The sequence below is a fragment of the Microbacterium sp. KKR3/1 genome (genome assembly GCF_021272365.1).
In the GTDB taxonomy this organism is placed as follows: domain Bacteria; phylum Actinomycetota; class Actinomycetes; order Actinomycetales; family Microbacteriaceae; genus Microbacterium; species Microbacterium aurugineum.
This window is the reverse complement of record NZ_JAJSDW010000001.1, coordinates 137,469-153,569: the sequence shown is the minus strand read 5'-3', so window position 1 is coordinate 153,569 and position 16,101 is coordinate 137,469. Positions and strand designations below refer to the sequence as shown.

Annotated in this window: 17 protein-coding genes and 2 tRNA genes; 2 read left to right on the top strand and 17 right to left on the bottom strand. The window is 67.0% G+C overall.

All coding sequences use genetic code 11. The features are described from left to right. Nucleotides 1-13: 13 nt before the first annotated feature. The 9 genes from LVJ59_RS00760 to LVJ59_RS00720 all read right to left on the bottom strand — a co-directional run bounded on the left by LVJ59_RS00760 (nucleotide 14) and on the right by LVJ59_RS00720 (nucleotide 7,925). On the bottom strand, nucleotides 14-865 hold the full coding sequence (locus LVJ59_RS00760; protein ID WP_232761668.1) for an aldehyde dehydrogenase family protein: 852 nt from the start codon (nucleotides 863-865) through the stop codon (nucleotides 14-16). After that, complete coding sequence (locus LVJ59_RS00755) at nucleotides 862-2,304, bottom strand: aldehyde dehydrogenase family protein (RefSeq protein WP_232761667.1); 1,443 nt, start codon at nucleotides 2,302-2,304, stop codon at nucleotides 862-864. Before LVJ59_RS00755 ends, LVJ59_RS00760 begins: the two co-directional genes overlap by 4 nt. Before the next feature lie 13 nt (nucleotides 2,305-2,317). After that, on the bottom strand, nucleotides 2,318-3,319 hold the full coding sequence (deoC, locus tag LVJ59_RS00750) for a deoxyribose-phosphate aldolase (protein WP_153244346.1): 1,002 nt from the start codon (nucleotides 3,317-3,319) through the stop codon (nucleotides 2,318-2,320). Further along, nucleotides 3,316-4,251, bottom strand: coding sequence for a sugar-binding transcriptional regulator (locus LVJ59_RS00745; protein ID WP_047524019.1), 936 nt, complete (start codon nucleotides 4,249-4,251; stop codon nucleotides 3,316-3,318). Before LVJ59_RS00745 ends, deoC begins: the two co-directional genes overlap by 4 nt. Nucleotides 4,252-4,407: 156 nt before the next feature. Then, nucleotides 4,408-5,049, bottom strand: coding sequence for an ATP-dependent Clp protease proteolytic subunit (locus LVJ59_RS00740; RefSeq protein WP_047524020.1), 642 nt, complete (start codon nucleotides 5,047-5,049; stop codon nucleotides 4,408-4,410). Between the two features lie 20 nt (nucleotides 5,050-5,069). Further along, nucleotides 5,070-5,666, bottom strand: a complete 597-nt coding sequence (locus LVJ59_RS00735) for an ATP-dependent Clp protease proteolytic subunit (protein ID WP_017830295.1) — start codon at nucleotides 5,664-5,666, stop codon at nucleotides 5,070-5,072. Nucleotides 5,667-5,747: 81 nt separating this feature from the next. Next, entirely contained in the window at nucleotides 5,748-6,245 is a 498-nt protein-coding gene (locus tag LVJ59_RS00730; RefSeq protein ID WP_232761666.1) for a tetratricopeptide repeat protein, read from the bottom strand. Nucleotides 6,246-6,313: 68 nt separating this feature from the next. After that, nucleotides 6,314-7,789: a trigger factor gene (tig, locus tag LVJ59_RS00725; RefSeq protein ID WP_232761665.1), complete on the bottom strand. Its 1,476-nt coding sequence runs from the start codon at nucleotides 7,787-7,789 to the stop codon at nucleotides 6,314-6,316. A 62-nt stretch (nucleotides 7,790-7,851) separates the two neighbouring features. Further along, nucleotides 7,852-7,925: transfer RNA gene (locus tag LVJ59_RS00720), tRNA-Pro, on the bottom strand. 108 nt (nucleotides 7,926-8,033) lie between these two features. Between LVJ59_RS00720 and LVJ59_RS00715 the strand changes: the two genes are divergently transcribed. Beyond that, a tRNA-Gly gene (locus LVJ59_RS00715) sits at nucleotides 8,034-8,104 on the top strand. A 124-nt stretch (nucleotides 8,105-8,228) separates the two neighbouring features. Next, nucleotides 8,229-9,455, top strand: coding sequence for a hypothetical protein (locus tag LVJ59_RS00710; RefSeq protein ID WP_232761664.1), 1,227 nt, complete (start codon nucleotides 8,229-8,231; stop codon nucleotides 9,453-9,455). Nucleotides 9,456-9,527: 72 nt separating this feature from the next. On the opposite strand, the gene LVJ59_RS00705 is transcribed toward LVJ59_RS00710, so the two are convergent. The 8 genes from LVJ59_RS00705 to rapZ form a co-directional block, all read right to left on the bottom strand. Beyond that, nucleotides 9,528-9,881 carry an RNA polymerase-binding protein RbpA gene (locus LVJ59_RS00705; RefSeq protein ID WP_017830291.1) on the bottom strand — a complete coding sequence of 118 codons (354 nt, stop codon included), beginning with the start codon at nucleotides 9,879-9,881 and terminating at the stop codon, nucleotides 9,528-9,530. After that, entirely contained in the window at nucleotides 9,881-10,129 is a 249-nt protein-coding gene (gene secG, locus LVJ59_RS00700; RefSeq protein ID WP_047524024.1) for a preprotein translocase subunit SecG, read from the bottom strand. Before secG ends, LVJ59_RS00705 begins: the two co-directional genes overlap by 1 nt. Nucleotides 10,130-10,210: 81 nt before the next feature. Beyond that, a complete protein-coding gene (tpiA, locus tag LVJ59_RS00695; protein WP_047524025.1) occupies nucleotides 10,211-11,002 on the bottom strand; it encodes a triose-phosphate isomerase in 792 nt (263 codons plus the stop codon). Continuing rightward, the gene (gene pgk / locus LVJ59_RS00690; RefSeq protein WP_047524026.1) at nucleotides 10,993-12,207 is read right to left on the bottom strand and encodes a phosphoglycerate kinase; all 1,215 of its coding nucleotides are present in this window, start codon (nucleotides 12,205-12,207) and stop codon (nucleotides 10,993-10,995) included. The genes tpiA and pgk overlap by 10 nt, the downstream gene beginning before the upstream one ends. Nucleotides 12,208-12,217: 10 nt before the next feature. Beyond that, on the bottom strand, nucleotides 12,218-13,228 hold the full coding sequence (gap, locus tag LVJ59_RS00685; protein ID WP_047524027.1) for a type I glyceraldehyde-3-phosphate dehydrogenase: 1,011 nt from the start codon (nucleotides 13,226-13,228) through the stop codon (nucleotides 12,218-12,220). 116 nt (nucleotides 13,229-13,344) lie between these two features. Further along, entirely contained in the window at nucleotides 13,345-13,971 is a 627-nt protein-coding gene (locus LVJ59_RS00680) for a superoxide dismutase (RefSeq protein WP_232761663.1), read from the bottom strand. 185 nt (nucleotides 13,972-14,156) lie between these two features. Further along, nucleotides 14,157-15,134 (bottom strand): DNA-binding protein WhiA, encoded by a 978-nt coding sequence (gene whiA, locus LVJ59_RS00675; protein ID WP_017830285.1) that lies wholly within the window; start codon nucleotides 15,132-15,134, stop codon nucleotides 14,157-14,159. A gap of 67 nt (nucleotides 15,135-15,201) precedes the next feature. Continuing rightward, complete coding sequence (rapZ, locus tag LVJ59_RS00670) at nucleotides 15,202-16,074, bottom strand: RNase adapter RapZ (protein ID WP_047524029.1); 873 nt, start codon at nucleotides 16,072-16,074, stop codon at nucleotides 15,202-15,204. Nucleotides 16,075-16,101: the final 27 nt, after the last annotated feature.

Here is a 16,101-nt window from a genome sequence, read left to right as displayed (position 1 = left end):
CCGCGGACGCGGATCAGACCATGCTCTTGGTGTGCCAGACAGTCTTCACCTCGGTGAAGGCACCGATCCGCTCCGGGGAGGCGATCACTTCACCCGGTGTGAGCACGCGCTTGAGCGTGTCGGCGGCCGCGATCTGCATGTCGACCCAGTCGAGGTCACCCGCGCCGGCCAGATCGATGGCGTTCACGTCCTGATGCGAGGCGAGCCACGGGGCGATCTCGGCCGGCGAACCGGTGAGCACGTTGACGACGCCGCCGGGGACGTCGCTCGTGGCCAGAACCTCCGCGAGGCTGATGGCCGACAGCGGGTGCTGCTCACTCGCGACGACCACGACGGTGTTGCCCGCGACCAGAGCAGGCGCGACGACCGAGACGAACCCGAGCAACGACGAGTCCTGCGGGGCGACGATGGCCACCACACCGGTCGGCTCCGGTACGGAGATGTTGAAGTACGGACCGGACACCGGGTTCGCATTGCCCGCCACCTGGGCGTACTTGTCGCACCATCCGGCGTACCAGACCCACAGATCGATCGCCTCGTCGACCTGAGCGGCAGCAGCGGACGACGAAGCCCCCTCCTGCGCCACGATCTCGTCGATGAACTGCGCCCTGCGGCCTTCGAGCACCTCGGCGACACGGTACAGCACCTGCCCGCGGTTGTAGGCGGTCGCACCCGACCAGCCCTTCACCGCGGCACGCGCGGCGACCACGGCATCGCGGGCGTCCTTGCGTGAGCCCTTGGCGGCGTTCGCGAGGAACGCACCCTTGGGCGAGAGCACCTCATAGGTGCGTCCGGACTCACTGCGCGGGAAGGCGCCGCCGATCGCCAGCTTGTACGTCTTCGGAACGGTCAGACGCTTGCTCATGCTGCGGCTCCCTTGAGGTAGGCGGTGAGTCCCTGACGTCCGCCCTCGCGGCCGTACCCGGATTCCTTGTAACCGCCGAACGGGCTCGACGGGTCGAATCGGTTGAACGTGTTGGCCCAGATCACACCGGCGCGCAGTCGGTCGGCCACCGCGAGGATGCGCGATCCCTTGTCCGACCAGATGCCGGCGGAGAGGCCGTACGGTGTGTTGTTCGCCTTCGCGATCGCCTCTGCCGGGGTGCGGAAGGTCAGCACCGACAGCACAGGGCCGAAGACCTCATCGCGGGCGATGCGGTGCGACGCCTCGACCCCGGTGAAGATCGTCGGAGCGAACCAGAACCCCTGTTCGGGGATGGCGCAGTCAGCGGTCCACCGCTCCGCACCCTCCGCCTCACCGATGTCGCTGAGCTCGCGGATCCGCGCGAGCTGCGCGGCGGAGTTGATCGCACCGATGTCGGTGTTCTTGTCGAGGGGATCCCCCAGCCGCAGCGTCGACAGGCGAGTCTTGAGTCGGTCGACTACCTCGTCGTGGATCGACTCCTGGACCAGCAGACGGCTTCCGGCACAGCACACATGGCCCTGATTGAAGAAGATGCCGTTCACGATGCCCTCGACGGCCTGGTCGATCGGCGCGTCGTCGAACACGATGTTCGCCGCCTTGCCGCCGAGCTCCAGGGTGACCTTCTTGGCGGTTCCTGCCACGGCCCGGGCGATGTCACGACCGACCCCCGTGGAACCGGTGAAGGCGACCTTGTCCACGTCGGGGTGGCGCACCAGCGTCGATCCGGTCGCGCCGGCTCCGGTCACGATGTTCACGACACCGGCCGGAAGGTCGGCCTGCTGCAGGATCTCCGCGAAGAGGAGCGCCGTCAGCGGGGTGGTCTCGGCGGGCTTGAGCACGACGGTGTTCCCGGCCGCGAGAGCGGGCGCGATCTTCCACGCGAGCATCAGCAGGGGGAAGTTCCACGGGATGATCTGTCCGGCGACGCCGAGCGCGCGCGGGTTCGCCCCGAGTCCGGCGTGATCGAGCTTGTCCGCCCACCCTGCGTAGTAGAAGAACCAGGAGGCGACGAGGGGCACGTCGACGTCGCGGCTCTCCTTGATCGGCTTTCCGTTGTCGAGGCTCTCGGCGACCGCGAGTTCACGGGCGCGCTCCTGCACGAGGCGAGCGATACGGAAGAGGTACTTCCCGCGGTCGCGTCCGCTCATCTTCGACCACGTCTTGTCATAGGCGCGGCGCGCAGCGGCGACCGCACGGTCGACGTCCTCATCGCTGGCGGAGGCGATCTCGGCGATGTGCTTCTCGCTCGCCGGCGAGATCGTCGAGAAGGAGGAACCGGAGCCGTCGACGAACTCGCCGTCGATGAACAGACCGTAGCTGTCCTTGAGGTTCAGGATCGCGGTGGACTCCGGTGCCGGAGCGTATTCCAGAAATGACATGTTCGTCTTCCCGTCAGTCGATCGTGACGTAGTCGGGGCCCGAGTAGTGGCCGGAAGTGAGCTTCTGACGTTGCAGGAGAACGTCGTTGAGGAGGCTGGAGGCCCCGAAACGGAAGAGGTGCGGCTGCAGCCACTCCTCGCCCACCGTCTCGGCGACGGTGACCAGGTACTTCACCGCGTCCTTCGAGGAGCGGATGCCACCGGCGGGCTTCACACCGATCTTCTCCCCGGTCCCGCGATACCAATCGCGGACGGTCTCGAGCATGAGCAGCGTCGTTGGGAGCGTCGCGGCAGGCTGGACCTTGCCGGTCGAGGTCTTGATGAAGTCGCCGCCCGCAAGGATGCCGAGCCAGGACGCGCGCTTGATGTTGTCGTACGTGTTCAGCTCACCGGTCTCGAGGATCACCTTGAGAGAGGCGTACGAGCCGTCCTCGCGCCGGCAGGCTTCCTTGACCTGGGCGATCTGGTCGAACACGAGCCCGTAGCGGCCGGAGAGGAACGCCCCGCGGTCGATGACCATGTCGATCTCGTCAGCTCCGGCGGCGACCGCCTCAGCGGTGTCGGCGAGCTTGATCGCGAGCGACGAGCGCCCACTCGGGAATGCCGTGGCCACCGCCGCGACCGAGATCAGACCGTCGTCGGGGTCGCCGTGCAGACCGCCGAGCGCGCTCACCGCGTCGCCGACCATGTCGCCGTAGACGCAGACCGCCGCAACGCGAGGTGTCGACGGATCGGCGGCATCGGGGGTCTTGGCCTTCGCGACGAGCGAGCGCACCTTGCCGGGGGTGTCCGCTCCCTCCAGCGTCGTGAGGTCGATCAGCTTGATGATGGTGTCGAGCGCCCAGGCTTTCGACGTGGTCTTGATCGAACGCGTGCCGAGTCCGGCTGCGCGCTGTTCCAGACCGACGGCGTCCACTCCCGGAAGTCCGTGCAGGAAGCGCCGGAGAGTGGCGTCGTCCGGCTCGGCGCCGAGAACATCCACCGCCGTCCTGCGGCTGAGTTCTTTGGTCGTCACTGTTCCTCCAACAATGCTCGTGCTGTGGTCTCATCGGTCACCAGAACGCCGCACAGGCCACTGGTCACGACTGTACGTGCGATGTCGTGCTTGGCGGGACCCGCCGTCACGAAGATCGCATGGGTGGCTCCGCGAAGACGGTCGAGCGAGACGCCGACCGTCCGGGCGTCGAGTTGCGAGTCGACGATGTTGCCCTCCGCGTCGACGTAGCGGCCGAGAACGTCGCCGACCGCGCCTCGGCGTGCGAGTTCCTCCACGTCCTCCGCACGGAGGTATCCGTTCTCGACATGGGCGGACGAGGCGTCGCAGGGGCCTGCGGTGAAGAGGAACGCCTGCGCCTCCGCAGCCTCTTCGAGCACGGCCGCGACCGTGCGGTCCGACTCGATGGCCTGCTTGGTCTCGACTCGCTCGAGGATGGCGGGACTGGGGAGCAGCGATACCTGACCCGAGGCCCTCTGGGCGATCGTGACGGCCAGCCCCGCGGCGCCACCCGAACGGCGGTTCAGGCTCACTCCCCCATTGAGCTGCACCACGGTGACGCCGTTGGCCCACCCGTCGGGAAGAGCCTCCGCGACGGCGCGCAGGGTGCGACCCCAGCTCACGCCGAGGGTACGGGGAACCGGTCGCAGAGCGGTGAGGAAGTCGGCCGCGGCTTGCGCGACGCGCTCCAGCGTCCCGTCGTCACCCTCCGGCGAAGGAACGACGACGGCGTCCGTCAGTCCGAACCTCTCGACGAGGAGCCGTTCGAGGCCGAGGCGCCGGGCCCGAGGATGCACGATCTCGATACGCACGATTCCGCGTTCCCTCGCCTGAGTGAGCAGACGACCGACCTTCCAGCGGGAGATCTTGAGAAGTCCGCCGATCTCGTCCTGGGTCTTGTCCTCGTCGTAGTACAGCTCGGCGACGCGGACCATGAGCAGATCTTCTTCCACGGCATCCTCCTTCCTCCTCCAGGGTAGGCCCAATACTGCGTACGCGCACCTGTGTGCTCATATGCGCAGATCGAGCGAAGGAGGTTGCACATCCGCCGGAGACGACGAAAGGACGCCCGTCAGATCCGACGGGCGTCCTTTCGATGTCTGAGACGCTCAGACGCGCTTGCGCGTGGTGAGCACCTGGTCGACGATGCCGTACTCGAGTGCCTGCGTGGCGGAGAGGATGTTGTCGCGATCGATGTCGCGGTTCACCTGCTCCGGGGTGCGGTTCGTGTGCCCGGCCAGGGTCTCCTCGAGCCAGGTCCGCATGCGGAGGATCTCCGCGGCCTGGATCTCGATGTCGGAAGCCTGTCCGTGACCGGCTTCGCCCATCGCGGGCTGGTGGATGAGCACGCGAGCGTTCGGAAGCGCGAGTCGCTTGCCCGGCGCACCGGCCGCGAGCAGCACGGCGGCCGCCGAGGCCGCCTGCCCGAGGACCACGGTCTGGATCTGCGGCGCGACGTACTGCATCGTGTCGTAGATCGCCGTCATCGCGGTGAACGATCCACCGGGCGAGTTGATGTACATCGTGATGTCGCGCTCGGAGTCCTGGCTCTCCAGGACGAGGAGCTGAGCCATCACATCGTCGGCAGACGCATCGTCGACCTGCACGCCGAGGAAGATCACGCGGTCTTCGAACAGCTTGTTGTACGGGTCCTGACGCTTGAAGCCGTAGGCGGTGCGCTCCTCGAACTGCGGGAGCACGTAGCGGCTGGAGGGCAGGTCACCGGATGAGCGGAAGGTGGGTGTGTACATGAGCGTCCTTTCGCTTTCCGTTACTCGGTGTCCTGGTCGGTTCCGCCGCCGCCGATGACGTCGGAGGCCGATTCGCGGATGTGGTCGACGAAGCCGTATTCCAGCGCTTCCTCGGCGGTGAACCAGCGGTCGCGGTCACCATCGGCGTTGATCTGCTCGACCGACTTGCCGGTCTGGGCCGCGGTGATCTCCGCGAGACGGTTCTTCATCGACATGATGAGCTGCGCCTGGGTCTGGATGTCACTCGACGTCCCGCCGAAGCCACCGTGCGGCTGGTGAAGCAGCACACGCGCGTTCGGGGTGATGTAGCGCTTGCCCTTGGTGCCCGCGGTGAGGAGCAGCTGCCCCATCGATGCGGCCATACCGATTCCGACCGTGACGATGTCGTTCGGCACGAACTGCATCGTGTCGTAGATCGCCATGCCGGCGGTGATCGAGCCACCGGGCGAGTTCACGTAGAGGTAGATGTCTCGCTCGGAGTCCTCTGCGGCGAGAAGAAGGATCTTCGCGCAGATCTCGTTCGCGTTCTCGTCTCGCACCTCCGAGCCGAGCCAGATGATGCGGTCCTTCAGCAACCTGTCGAAGACGCTCGTTGCGAGGAGGGGTTCTGCAGCCATGTCAGCTCCTGATTCCGTGTTTCAGTGATTCGAATCTACCGGCGCAGGCGCGGCACCCAGGCCGTGTTCGCCGTCGGCATATCAGGTGTCGGCGTCAGCGATCTCGAGGGCGTATGCCGTCATCGACCGGTGGTAACGCGGAAGGTGGGGCACCAGGGCGAGCAACGCCACGGAGAGGCCCTGTGCCGGCCGACCCGCGCTCGCGAGGATGAGCGCGTGCACCGTGGCGACGGCATCGCGGTACGGACCGTCGGCCGACCGTTCCTCCTCCGCGCGGATGACGGCGAGGGCGTCGTCGTACTCACCGAGGTTCCGCAGCGAACTCGCCAGCTGGATCACGCACTGCGGACGGTGCTCCTCGTCGAGCCCCAGCGCGAGAGCACGTCGATACAGCGCGACCGCTTCGGCCGGCAAGCCCGCGGAGTCGCGGGCACCGGCCCGTTCGAACTCCGCACGGGCGTCATCGGGTCCGCGCTCCGCGGCCAGTGCGTCGATGCGCGCGATCGTGTCGGCTCCGACCTCCTCGCCGGAGGCCTGCGCCCACACCTCATCCACGCGCTCGTCCCAGCTCTTCGTCATGGTTGTCCCCTCGATAGGAAAAGAGGGCGGATGCCGCAGCATCCGCCCTCTTCACTGGATCGTGTCGATCACTCGGCCTTGTCGGCAGCCTTCTTGGCCGGAGCCTTCTTGGCAGCCGGCTTCTTGGCGGCCGGCTTCTCGGCCTCGTCAGCCTCGTCAGCCTTCTTGGCCGGAGCCTTCTTGGCGGCCGGCTTCTTGGCCGGCGCCTTCTTGGCGGGCTTCTCCTCGGCCTCGGCGGTCTCAGCCTCAGCCTCAGCGGCCTCGTCATCGGTCACGATGAAGTCGGACAGGTCGACGGCCTTGCCGTTGCTGTCGACGACCTTCACCTTGCCGAGCGCGATCGCGAGGGCCTTGTTGCGGGCGACCTCACCGACGAGCGCGGGGAGCTGGTTCGAGGACTGCAGAGCCTCGACGAACTCCTGCGGCGCCATGCCGTACTGCGCGGCCGACTGGATGAGGTACTGGCTGAGCTCCTCCTGCGAGACTTGCACGTCGGCCTGCTCGGCGATCGTGTCGAGCAGCACCTGCGTGCGGAACTGCTTCTCGCTCGCCTCGGTGACCTCGGCACGGTGCACGTCGTCCTCGAGACGGCCTTCGCCCTCGAGGTGGTTGTGGACCTCGTCTTCGATGAGCTGCGGCGGAACCGGGATCTCGATCTGCTCGAGAAGCACCTCGACGAGCTTGTCGCGCGCCGCGGAGCCCTGCGTGAAGACGCCCTGCTGAGCGACACGCTCGGCGAGGCTCTCGCGGAGTTCCGCGATCGTGTCGAACTCACTCGCGATCTGAGCGAAGTCGTCGTCCGCCTCGGGCAGCTCGCGCTCCTTGACGGCCTTGACCGTCACGGAGACCTCGGCCTCGGAGCCGGCGTGGTCGCCACCGACGAGAGCCGAGCGGAACGTGGTGTCCTCCCCCGCGGTGAGGGACTCGATCGCGTCGTCGATGCCCTCGAGCAGCTCGCCGGAGCCGATCTCGTAGGAAACGCCCTCGGCGCGGTCGATCTCGGCGCCGTCGATGGTGGCGACGAGGTCGAGGTCCACGAAGTCACCCTTCGTGGCCGGACGGTCGACCGGGACGAGCGTGCCGAAGCGGGCACGCATGTTGTCGAGCTCAGCGTCGAGCGCAGCGTCATCCGCCTCGACGGCGTCGACGGTCACCGTGATGCCGTCGTAGGAGGGGAGCTCGATCTCCGGACGGACGTCCACCTCGATGTCGACGAGCAGATCGCCCGAGAAGTCCTTCTCGCTCGGCCACTGGGTGATGTCCGCCGAGGGACGACCGACGACACGCAGCTTGTGCTCGACCGTGGCGTCGCGGAAGAACTTGTCCAGGCCCTCGTTCACCGCGTGCTCGATGACGGCGCCGCGGCCGATGCGCTGATCGATGATGGGCGCCGGAACCTTGCCCTTGCGGAAGCCGGGGATCTGCACGTCCTGAGCGATGTGCTCATAGGCGTGCGCGATGCTGGGCTTGAGGTCGTCCGGGGTGACCGTGATGGTGAGCTTGACCCGGGTCGGGGTCAGCTTCTCGACGGTGCTGTTCGCCATGCTGGTGTGTTCTCCTTGTGATTTCCGCGCGGTATCGCGGCTGTAAGGTCCGTGGGGCCGTGTCGGGGCGACAGGAGTTGAACCTGCGACCTCCCGCTCCCAAAGCGGGCGCTCTACCAAGCTGAGCTACGCCCCGGGGAATCCGCACGCAGATTCAGCCCCACCGAGTCTAACGGACCGGAGCATGCGCCAGAGTCCGGTATAGTCGTTGAGTCGGTACCGAGACTTCCGGAGTCTCGGATCCGGGGCTGTAGCTTAGTGGTAAAGCCTTAGTCTTCCAAACTAATGATGCGGGTTCGATTCCCGTCAGCCCCTCCGCTCCAGAAGGCCCCCACCCCCGCGGTGGGGGCCTTCTCGTCTCTCCGCCCGGCAGTCGAATACGCTGACAGCATCGATGCAGGCAGCCACCGGCCGGAAGGCCCCACCGAATGGGCACGATGTGACAATCCCGACCCCGCCACCTCTCGACACGCCGACGCCTTCTTCCGGCGAGCATCGACTACCCGTCGCGTTCTGGTCCACCCCGCCTCCCCCCTCCCCTCCCGCACAGCGGAAGAACCGCCGTGGGCTGATCCTGGGACTGGTCGGCGGCGTCGCGGTGATCGCCGCGCTCTCGATCACGCAGGTGGCTGCGAACCTCGGCTACGACAACGCCGCATCGCGGTACGTCGTGGCCGCGGAGACGGCGTCCACGGCGAAGACGGAGGTTCGCAGCGGCATCACCGAACTGCGCGATGTCACCGATGCGGCGGAGCAGATCCTCTCCGTCGAGAAGCCGGCTGTCGCCGTGGATGCGGAGCTGGGGGCCGCACTGACCACTGCGACCGAGGACGCGGAGATCGTCGCCGTCTCCGCCGAGGAGATCGTGGCGACCGAGGTTCCCTCATCCGGCGAGAAGCCGGTGTGGTTCTGGGAGCTCTTCGGATCGACGACGCTTCTGGAGCAGCACCTGGCATCGACAAGCCGCCTCTCCGACGATCTGCGCACGGTGACGACCGAGATCGCCACCGCCGGTGACGGTGTCTCCCGGAGCGGGGTGGCCCTTCTCGCGACAGCGGGCGAGGCCGCCGCCGGCTTCGAGAAGGCGCATCTCTCCGCGAGGAACGATGCCGTGATCGCGTTGCGGAACGCCGCTGCAGACGCCGCCGCGACGACCACCCTGGACGCCGCTGCGGCGACGACGTACCTGTCCCTGCAGGGAGCCGCCGCCGAGGTCGTCGCCACCGAGGCCCAAGAACTGGCGGAGAAGGCGGGGCCCCTGCAGAACGCGAGACTGGAGATCGAGGCCTTCGCGCGGTCACTCGCCCCCGGAGTCCTGCTGGAGTTCGACTGGGCTCCCGTGGTGAACGGCGCTGGGTACAACGGCAGCATGGGCGGCTACACGACGTGGTGGTGGGACGACCCGGATCGCGCGATCATCGAGTTGTCGAACTCGGTCGCCGAACAGTGGCCCGCCGAGCGGAGCAAAGCACTCGTCGCACACGAGGTGGGCCACGCGATCAGCGTGAAGTGCGAGGACATGTACGACGCCTCCACGCAGGACAGCATCGAGAAGTGGGCGACCGCCTGGGCGATCAGCATGGGATACACCGATGACGCCAACGGAGTCTGGGCATACGGCTACCCGCCGCAGGAGTACATCGACGCCGCTGCCGGGTGCCGCTGAGCCCCGCACCCGGGCAAGACGAGAGAAGCCGCCGCGAGTGATCGCGGCGGCTTCTTCGATGTCAGGTCGAGGTCACTGGCCCCGACGCTCACGCAGCTGCGTGAGCGCGTCGTCGAGCAGCTGGACCGCTTCCTCGTCTGTACGACGCTCCTTCACGTACGCGAGGTGCGTCTTATAGGGCTCCGCCTTCGCGAGCGCAGGCGGATTCTCCTTGTCGCGTCCGGCAGGCAGACCGGACTGCGGGTGGTCGATCGTCTCCGGGATCTCCTCTTCCGGGAGACCGGCTGCGAAGTAGCGCACGGTCTCGTTGCCGAGCCCGTCCCAGTACGAGACCGCGATGCGGTCGGCGTGATAACCGTGGTCCTGCTCCCCCATCGGGCCGGAGCCCACGCGGGTGCCGCGGATCGCGTTTCCACCGGTAGCCATCAGATGACCTCGAATTTCGTGATGAGGCCCAGCGCGACGATGGAGATGAACCACGTCAGAGCCAGGACGACGGTGAAGCGGTTCAGGTTCCGCTCCGCAAGGCCGGAGGAGCCGACGGCAGACGTCATGCCGCCACCGAACATGTCGGACAAGCCACCGCCGCGACCTTTGTGCAAGAGGATGAGGAGGGTCAGCAGGACGCTGGTGATACCCAGCACGACCTGCAGGACGAACTCAAGAATTGCCACGAGAAAGAGCCTTTCGATGGGGCCGGAGCGCCCCCGTAACGGTCAAGTATACGGTGCAGCGGGGCCGCAGCCCCGCTGCACTCACACGCCGACGTGCTTCTCGAAGCGGATGATCGCCGCGAACTCGTCCACGACGAGGCTCGCCCCGCCGACGAGAGCGCCGTCCACATCGGGCTCACGCATGAAGCTGGCGATGTTCGCCGCCTTCACGGATCCGCCGTAGAGGATCCGCGTGCGCGCGGCGGCCTCGTCGCCCAGAACCTTCGCGATGACCCCACGCAGCGCGGCGCAGACATCCTGCGCCTGCTGCGGAGTCGCCGCCTGACCGGAGCCGATGGCCCACACCGGCTCATACGCCACGACGATGTCCGCCTGCGCGGAGACGCCCTGGAGTGCGGCCTCGAGCTGACCGGCGGGAACCGCGCTCGCACCGAACTTCTCGAGGTCCTCTGCCGTCTCACCGACGCAGATCACCGGAACGAGGCCATGCTTGAGGGAAGCCTGCACCTTGGCCGCCACGACGTCGTCGCCCTCGGAGTGGTACTCCCGACGCTCGGAGTGGCCGATGATGACGTACTTCGCGTCGAGCTTCGCCAGGAACGCGCCCGACACCTCGCCGGTGTACGCCCCGGAGTCGTGCGCCGAGACATCCTGCGCGCCGAGAGCGAAGGGGATCTTGTCCGCATCGATGAGCGTCTGCACGCTGCGGATGTCCGTGAAGGGCGGGAAGACCGCCACCTCGACGGACCCGTCTTCGTGCTTCGCATCCTTCAGCGTCCAGTGCAGCTTCTGCACGAACGCGACCGCCTGAAGGTGGTCGAGATTCATCTTCCAGTTTCCCGCGATCAGCGGGGTACGGGAGTTCACGCCCATCCGAGGACCTCCAGCCCAGGTAGTTTCTTGCCCTCGAGGAATTCGAGGCTCGCGCCGCCGCCGGTCGAGATATGACCGAACTGTTCATCGGAGAAGCCCAGCTGACGCACGGCGGCGGCGGAGTCGCCCCCGCCGACGACACTGAGACCGTCGACCTCGGTGAGCGCCTGCGCGACGGCCTTGGTCCCCGCTGCGAAGGCGGGGAACTCGAACACGCCCATCGGGCCGTTCCAGAACACCGTCTTCGAGCCGCGGATCACCTCGGCGAATCGCGCCGCCGTCTCGGGACCGATGTCCAAGCCGATGCCCGAGGCGCCGAACGGCGTGGATTCGATGGCGTCGGCCGCAGCGACCTCGTGCGCGGCGTCCGCGCCGAACGACGCGGCGACGACGACGTCGGTGGGGAGCACGAGCTCCACACCGCGCTCGGCGGCCTCGGCGATGTAGCCACGAACGGTATCGAGCTGATCCTCTTCCAGGAGGCTCGATGCCACGGCGTGGCCCTGTGCCTTGAGGAAGGTGAACAGCATCCCGCCGCCGACGAGGATCTTGTCGACCCGCGGAAGCAGATGCGAGATGACGCCGAGCTTGTCGCTGACCTTCGAGCCTCCGAGCACGACCGCGTAGGGACGCTCCGGATTCTCGGTCAGACGGTCCAGCACATCGAGCTCGGCTGCGATCAGCAGACCGGCAGCGGAAGGCAGCAACTCGGCGAGTTCGTAGACACTCGCCTGCTTGCGGTGCACCACCCCGAACCCGTCGGAGACGAGCACGTCGCCGAGCTTCGCGAGCTCTGCCGCGAAGGCCGCACGCGTCGCCTCATCCTTCGAGGTCTCCCCCGGGTTGAACCGCAGGTTCTCGATGACGACGACTCCACCGTCCTCGAGCGACTCGACGGCATCCGTCGCCGACTCGCCGACCGTGTCGCGTGCGAACGCGACCGGGGAGCCGAGGAGTTCGGAGAGGCGTTGCGCCACCGGCTCCAGGCTGTACTGCGGGTCGGGCGCGCCGTCCGGGCGTCCGAGGTGGGAGCACACGATGACGCGGGCGCCCGCGTTGATCAGTGTGTTGAGGGTCGGCAGCGAGGCGCGGACACGGCCATCGTCCGTGATGATCCCATCCCGCAGGGGGACGTTGAGATCACAACGGACGATGACACGCTTGCCCTCGAGCGACCCCAGAGTGTCCAGGGTGCGCAGAGTCATGTTTCTGAGTTTAGAGGCGCTCGGCCACGTACTCGGTCAGGTCGACCAGACGGTTGGAGTAACCCCACTCGTTGTCGTACCAGCTGGACACCTTGATCAGGTTTCCGCTGACGTTGGTGAGGGTGGAGTCGAAGATCGACGAGTGCGGGTTGTGCACGATGTCGCTCGAGACGATCGGGTCCTCGTTGTACTGGAGGAAGCCCGCGAGGCGACCCTCGGCCGCAGCCTTCTTGTAGGCCTCGTTGACCTCGTCGACCGTCAGGTTCTCGCGGTCGGTGATGAGGGTGAGGTCGACGATCGAGCCGGTGGGAACCGGGACGCGGTAGGACGAGCCGCTGAGCTTGCCCTGGAGTTCCGGGAGCACCTCGCCGATCGCCTTGGCAGCGCCGGTCGACGCGGGCGTGATGTTGATCGCGGCGGCGCGTGCACGACGGAGGTCGCTGTGCGGGCCGTCCTGCAGGTTCTGGTCTGCGGTGTACGCGTGCGCGGTCATCATGAAGCCGCGGTCGATGCCGAACGCGTCGTTGAAGACCTGTGCCAGCGGCGCGAGGCAGTTCGTGGTGCACGACGCGTTGGAGATGATGTGGTCCGTCTCCGGGTTGTACGTGTCCTCGTTCACGCCCATCACGAACGTGCCGTCGACACCGGTACCCGGAGCCGAGATGAGGACCTTCTTCGCGCCGGCCTCGATGTGCTTCTTGGCGAGTTCGGCCTTGGTGAAGAAGCCGGTCGACTCGATGACGATGTCGACGCCCAGCTCACCCCACGGAAGACCGGCGGGGTCGCGCTCGGCGAAGGCCTTGATGGTCTTGCCGTTGACGGTGATGCTGTCGTCGTCGTAGCTGATCTCGGCGTCGAGGACGCCGCCGACCGAGTCGTACTTCAGCAGGTGCGCCAGGGTCTTGTTGTCGGTGAGGTCGTTGACGGCGACGATCTCAAGGTCTGCTCCCTGCGCGAGAGCCGCGCGGAAGTAGTTGCGTCCGATGCGGCCGAAGCCGTTGATACCGATCTTGACAGACACTCAGGTCTCCCTGTTTCTCGTGCGCAGCACGCCACTTTCCAGCATGCGTGATGCGCGGGGGTTTTTTGGCTGAGAGAGCGTCCCGACGAGCCGAGGCCCGCCGGGACGCAACCCGATTACGACAGTACCAGCAGGCCGTTCGTCTGCTCACGGGCGACCTCGAGACGCTGGGCGACGTTCTCCCAGTTCGCGATGTTCCACGCCGCCTTGACGTAGTCCGCCTTGACGTTGAGGTAGTCGAGGTAGAACGCGTGCTCCCACATGTCGAGCTGGAACAGCGGAATCGTGCCCTGCGCGGTGTTCGACTGCTGGTCGAACAGCTGCTGGATGATCAGACGCGAGCCGATCGAATCCCAGCTGAGCACGGCCCATCCGGAACCCTGGATGCCGGTGGCGGCAGCCGTGAAGTGCGCCTGGAACTTCTCGAACGAGCCGAAGTACTCGTCGATGGCGGCCTTCAGCTCACCCTCGGGCTGTCCCCCGCCGTTCGGCGACAGGTTCGTCCAGAAGATCGAGTGGTTCACGTGACCACCGAGGTTGAACGCGAGGTCCTTCTCGAGCTTGTTGACGTTCGCGAGGTTGCCGCTCTCACGGGCCTCGGCGAGCTGGTCGAGAGCAGTGTTCGCGCCGGCGACGTAGGCCGCGTGGTGCTTGTCGTGGTGCAGCTCCATGATCTTGCCGCTGATGTGCGGCTCGAGCGCTGCGAAGTCGTAGGGAAGGTCGGGGAGCGTGTAAGTCGCCATATCGCTTTCATCCAATCCGCGCCGCGCCGCGGCGCTTGCCGATCCTCCGCGCCGCCGATGTGCGGCGTAGAGCGGACGTGATTCATCCTACTGACGACAACGCGGATGCGCCCTCGAACCTTCCGCCACATGACGAAGACCCGCGCCCTCATCGTGGGCGGCGGGTCTTCGTCGAAGGACAGGGATCAGACGTCGAGTCCGACGGGGACGGCGGCTTCCGTTCCGGGGATGCCCTCCTGCTGCGCGCGCTTGTCTGCCATCGCGAGCAGACGACGGATCCGGCCGGCGACGGCATCCTTCGTCAGGGGCGGATCGGCGTGGTGACCGAGCTCGTCGAGGCTGGCGTCGCGGTGCGCGAGACGAAGCTCACCGGCGACCTTCAGGTGATCGGGCACCTCGTCGGCAAGGATCTCCAACGCCCGCTCGACACGCGCACACGCGGCTACGGCAGCCTGAGCCGACCGGCGCAGGTTGGCGTCGTCGAAGTTCACCAGGCGGTTGACACCGGCGCGGACCTCGCGTCGCTGACGGAGCTCTTCCCACGCGATGGCGGTCTTCTGCGCGCCCATCTCGTTGAGGATCGTGCGAATCGCCTCACCCTCACGCACCACGACCCGAGGCATGCCCCGCACTTCGCGCGCCTTGGCGGCGACACCGAGACGGTGGGCAGCGCCGACGAGTGCCATCGCCGCTTCCGACGAGGGGCAGACGACCTCGAGCATCGCGGATCGACCGGGCTCGCTCAGGGACCCCGCCGCCAGGAACGCGCCGCGCCAGAGACCGGCGACCTCGGCACGAGAGCCGGTGGTGAGGCGGTTCGGAAGCCCGCGCACGGGGCGACGGCGCTGGTCGAGGAGACCGGTCTGGCGCGCGAGGGTCTCGCCCTGGGCGATCACACGGACGGCCCACCGCGCTCCGTCGTTCGCGGTGCTCGACTGCACCTGCGCGATCTCGGGGCGCACTCCGTAGATCTCGGCGAGGTCTCGTGCGACGCGACGTGCGAGCGTCTCAGCGTCCACCTCGGCTTCCACGGCCACGCGACCGGCGATCGAATGCAGACCACCGGCGAACCGGAGAATCGCGGTGACTTCCGCAACCCGCACCGTCGGGGGTGCGTTGCGGATGCTGACCAGCTCGGCCTTGACGTCGGTGGTTAGTGCCACGACACTCCTTCACGTTCACGCGTCGGATCGCGACGCAAACGTCCAGCTTACTCGGCCGGGAGGCTCGCTACTCTCGGCCGAGGTCCCGGTGACGGACGCTCACGGCAACGCCGGGGACGGCGGCGAGCCTGCGCGCAAGCTCTTCCGACATCGCGACCGAGCGGTGCTTCCCGCCGGTGCAGCCGATCGCGATCGTCGAGTGACTCTTGTTCTCGCGCTGGTATCCCTCCAGCACCGGCACCAGCGCCGACGAGTAGGCATCCAGGAACTCCGTCGCACCCTCTCGGGAGAGGACGTACTCCCTGACCCGTTCGTCCTGGCCGGTGAGACCGCGCAACTCCTCATTCCAGAACGGATTCGGCAGGAACCGCATGTCGGCGACGATATCGACGTCGGTCGGCAGCCCGTACTTGAAACCGAAGCTGAGCAGGGTGACGCGGTGACGGGCTTCCCCCTCTTCCGAGAAGATGTCCGAGACCTGGGTCGCCAGCTGATGGATGTTCAGCGTGGACGTGTCGATCACCATGTCGGCGCCCTCGCGGATCGGGGCCAGCCGGGTCCGTTCGACACGGATGCCATCGAGCAGGGTACCTTCGCCCTGCAGCGGGTGCGGGCGTCGGACGGACTCGAACCGTCTCACCAGCACATCGTCGGACGCATCGAGGAACAGGACTCGCACGGAGCCGCGCGAGCGCAGGGCACGCGCCACACCCGGAAAATCGTCGAAGAGATTGCGGCCGCGCACATCGACGACGGCAGCGACCTTCGGCAATGCGGTGCCGCCCATGTCGGTCAGGTCGAGCAGAGGGCGCAGGATCTGCGGCGGGAGGTTGTCGACCACGTACCAGCCGAGATCTTCCAAAGCGTTCGCCACGGTGGTCCGACCCGCGCCAGACATCCCTGTGACGATGAGGAACTCGCCCTTTTCCTCGTCAGCCATTACTCAGTGCTCCCTCTCCCCCTCGGA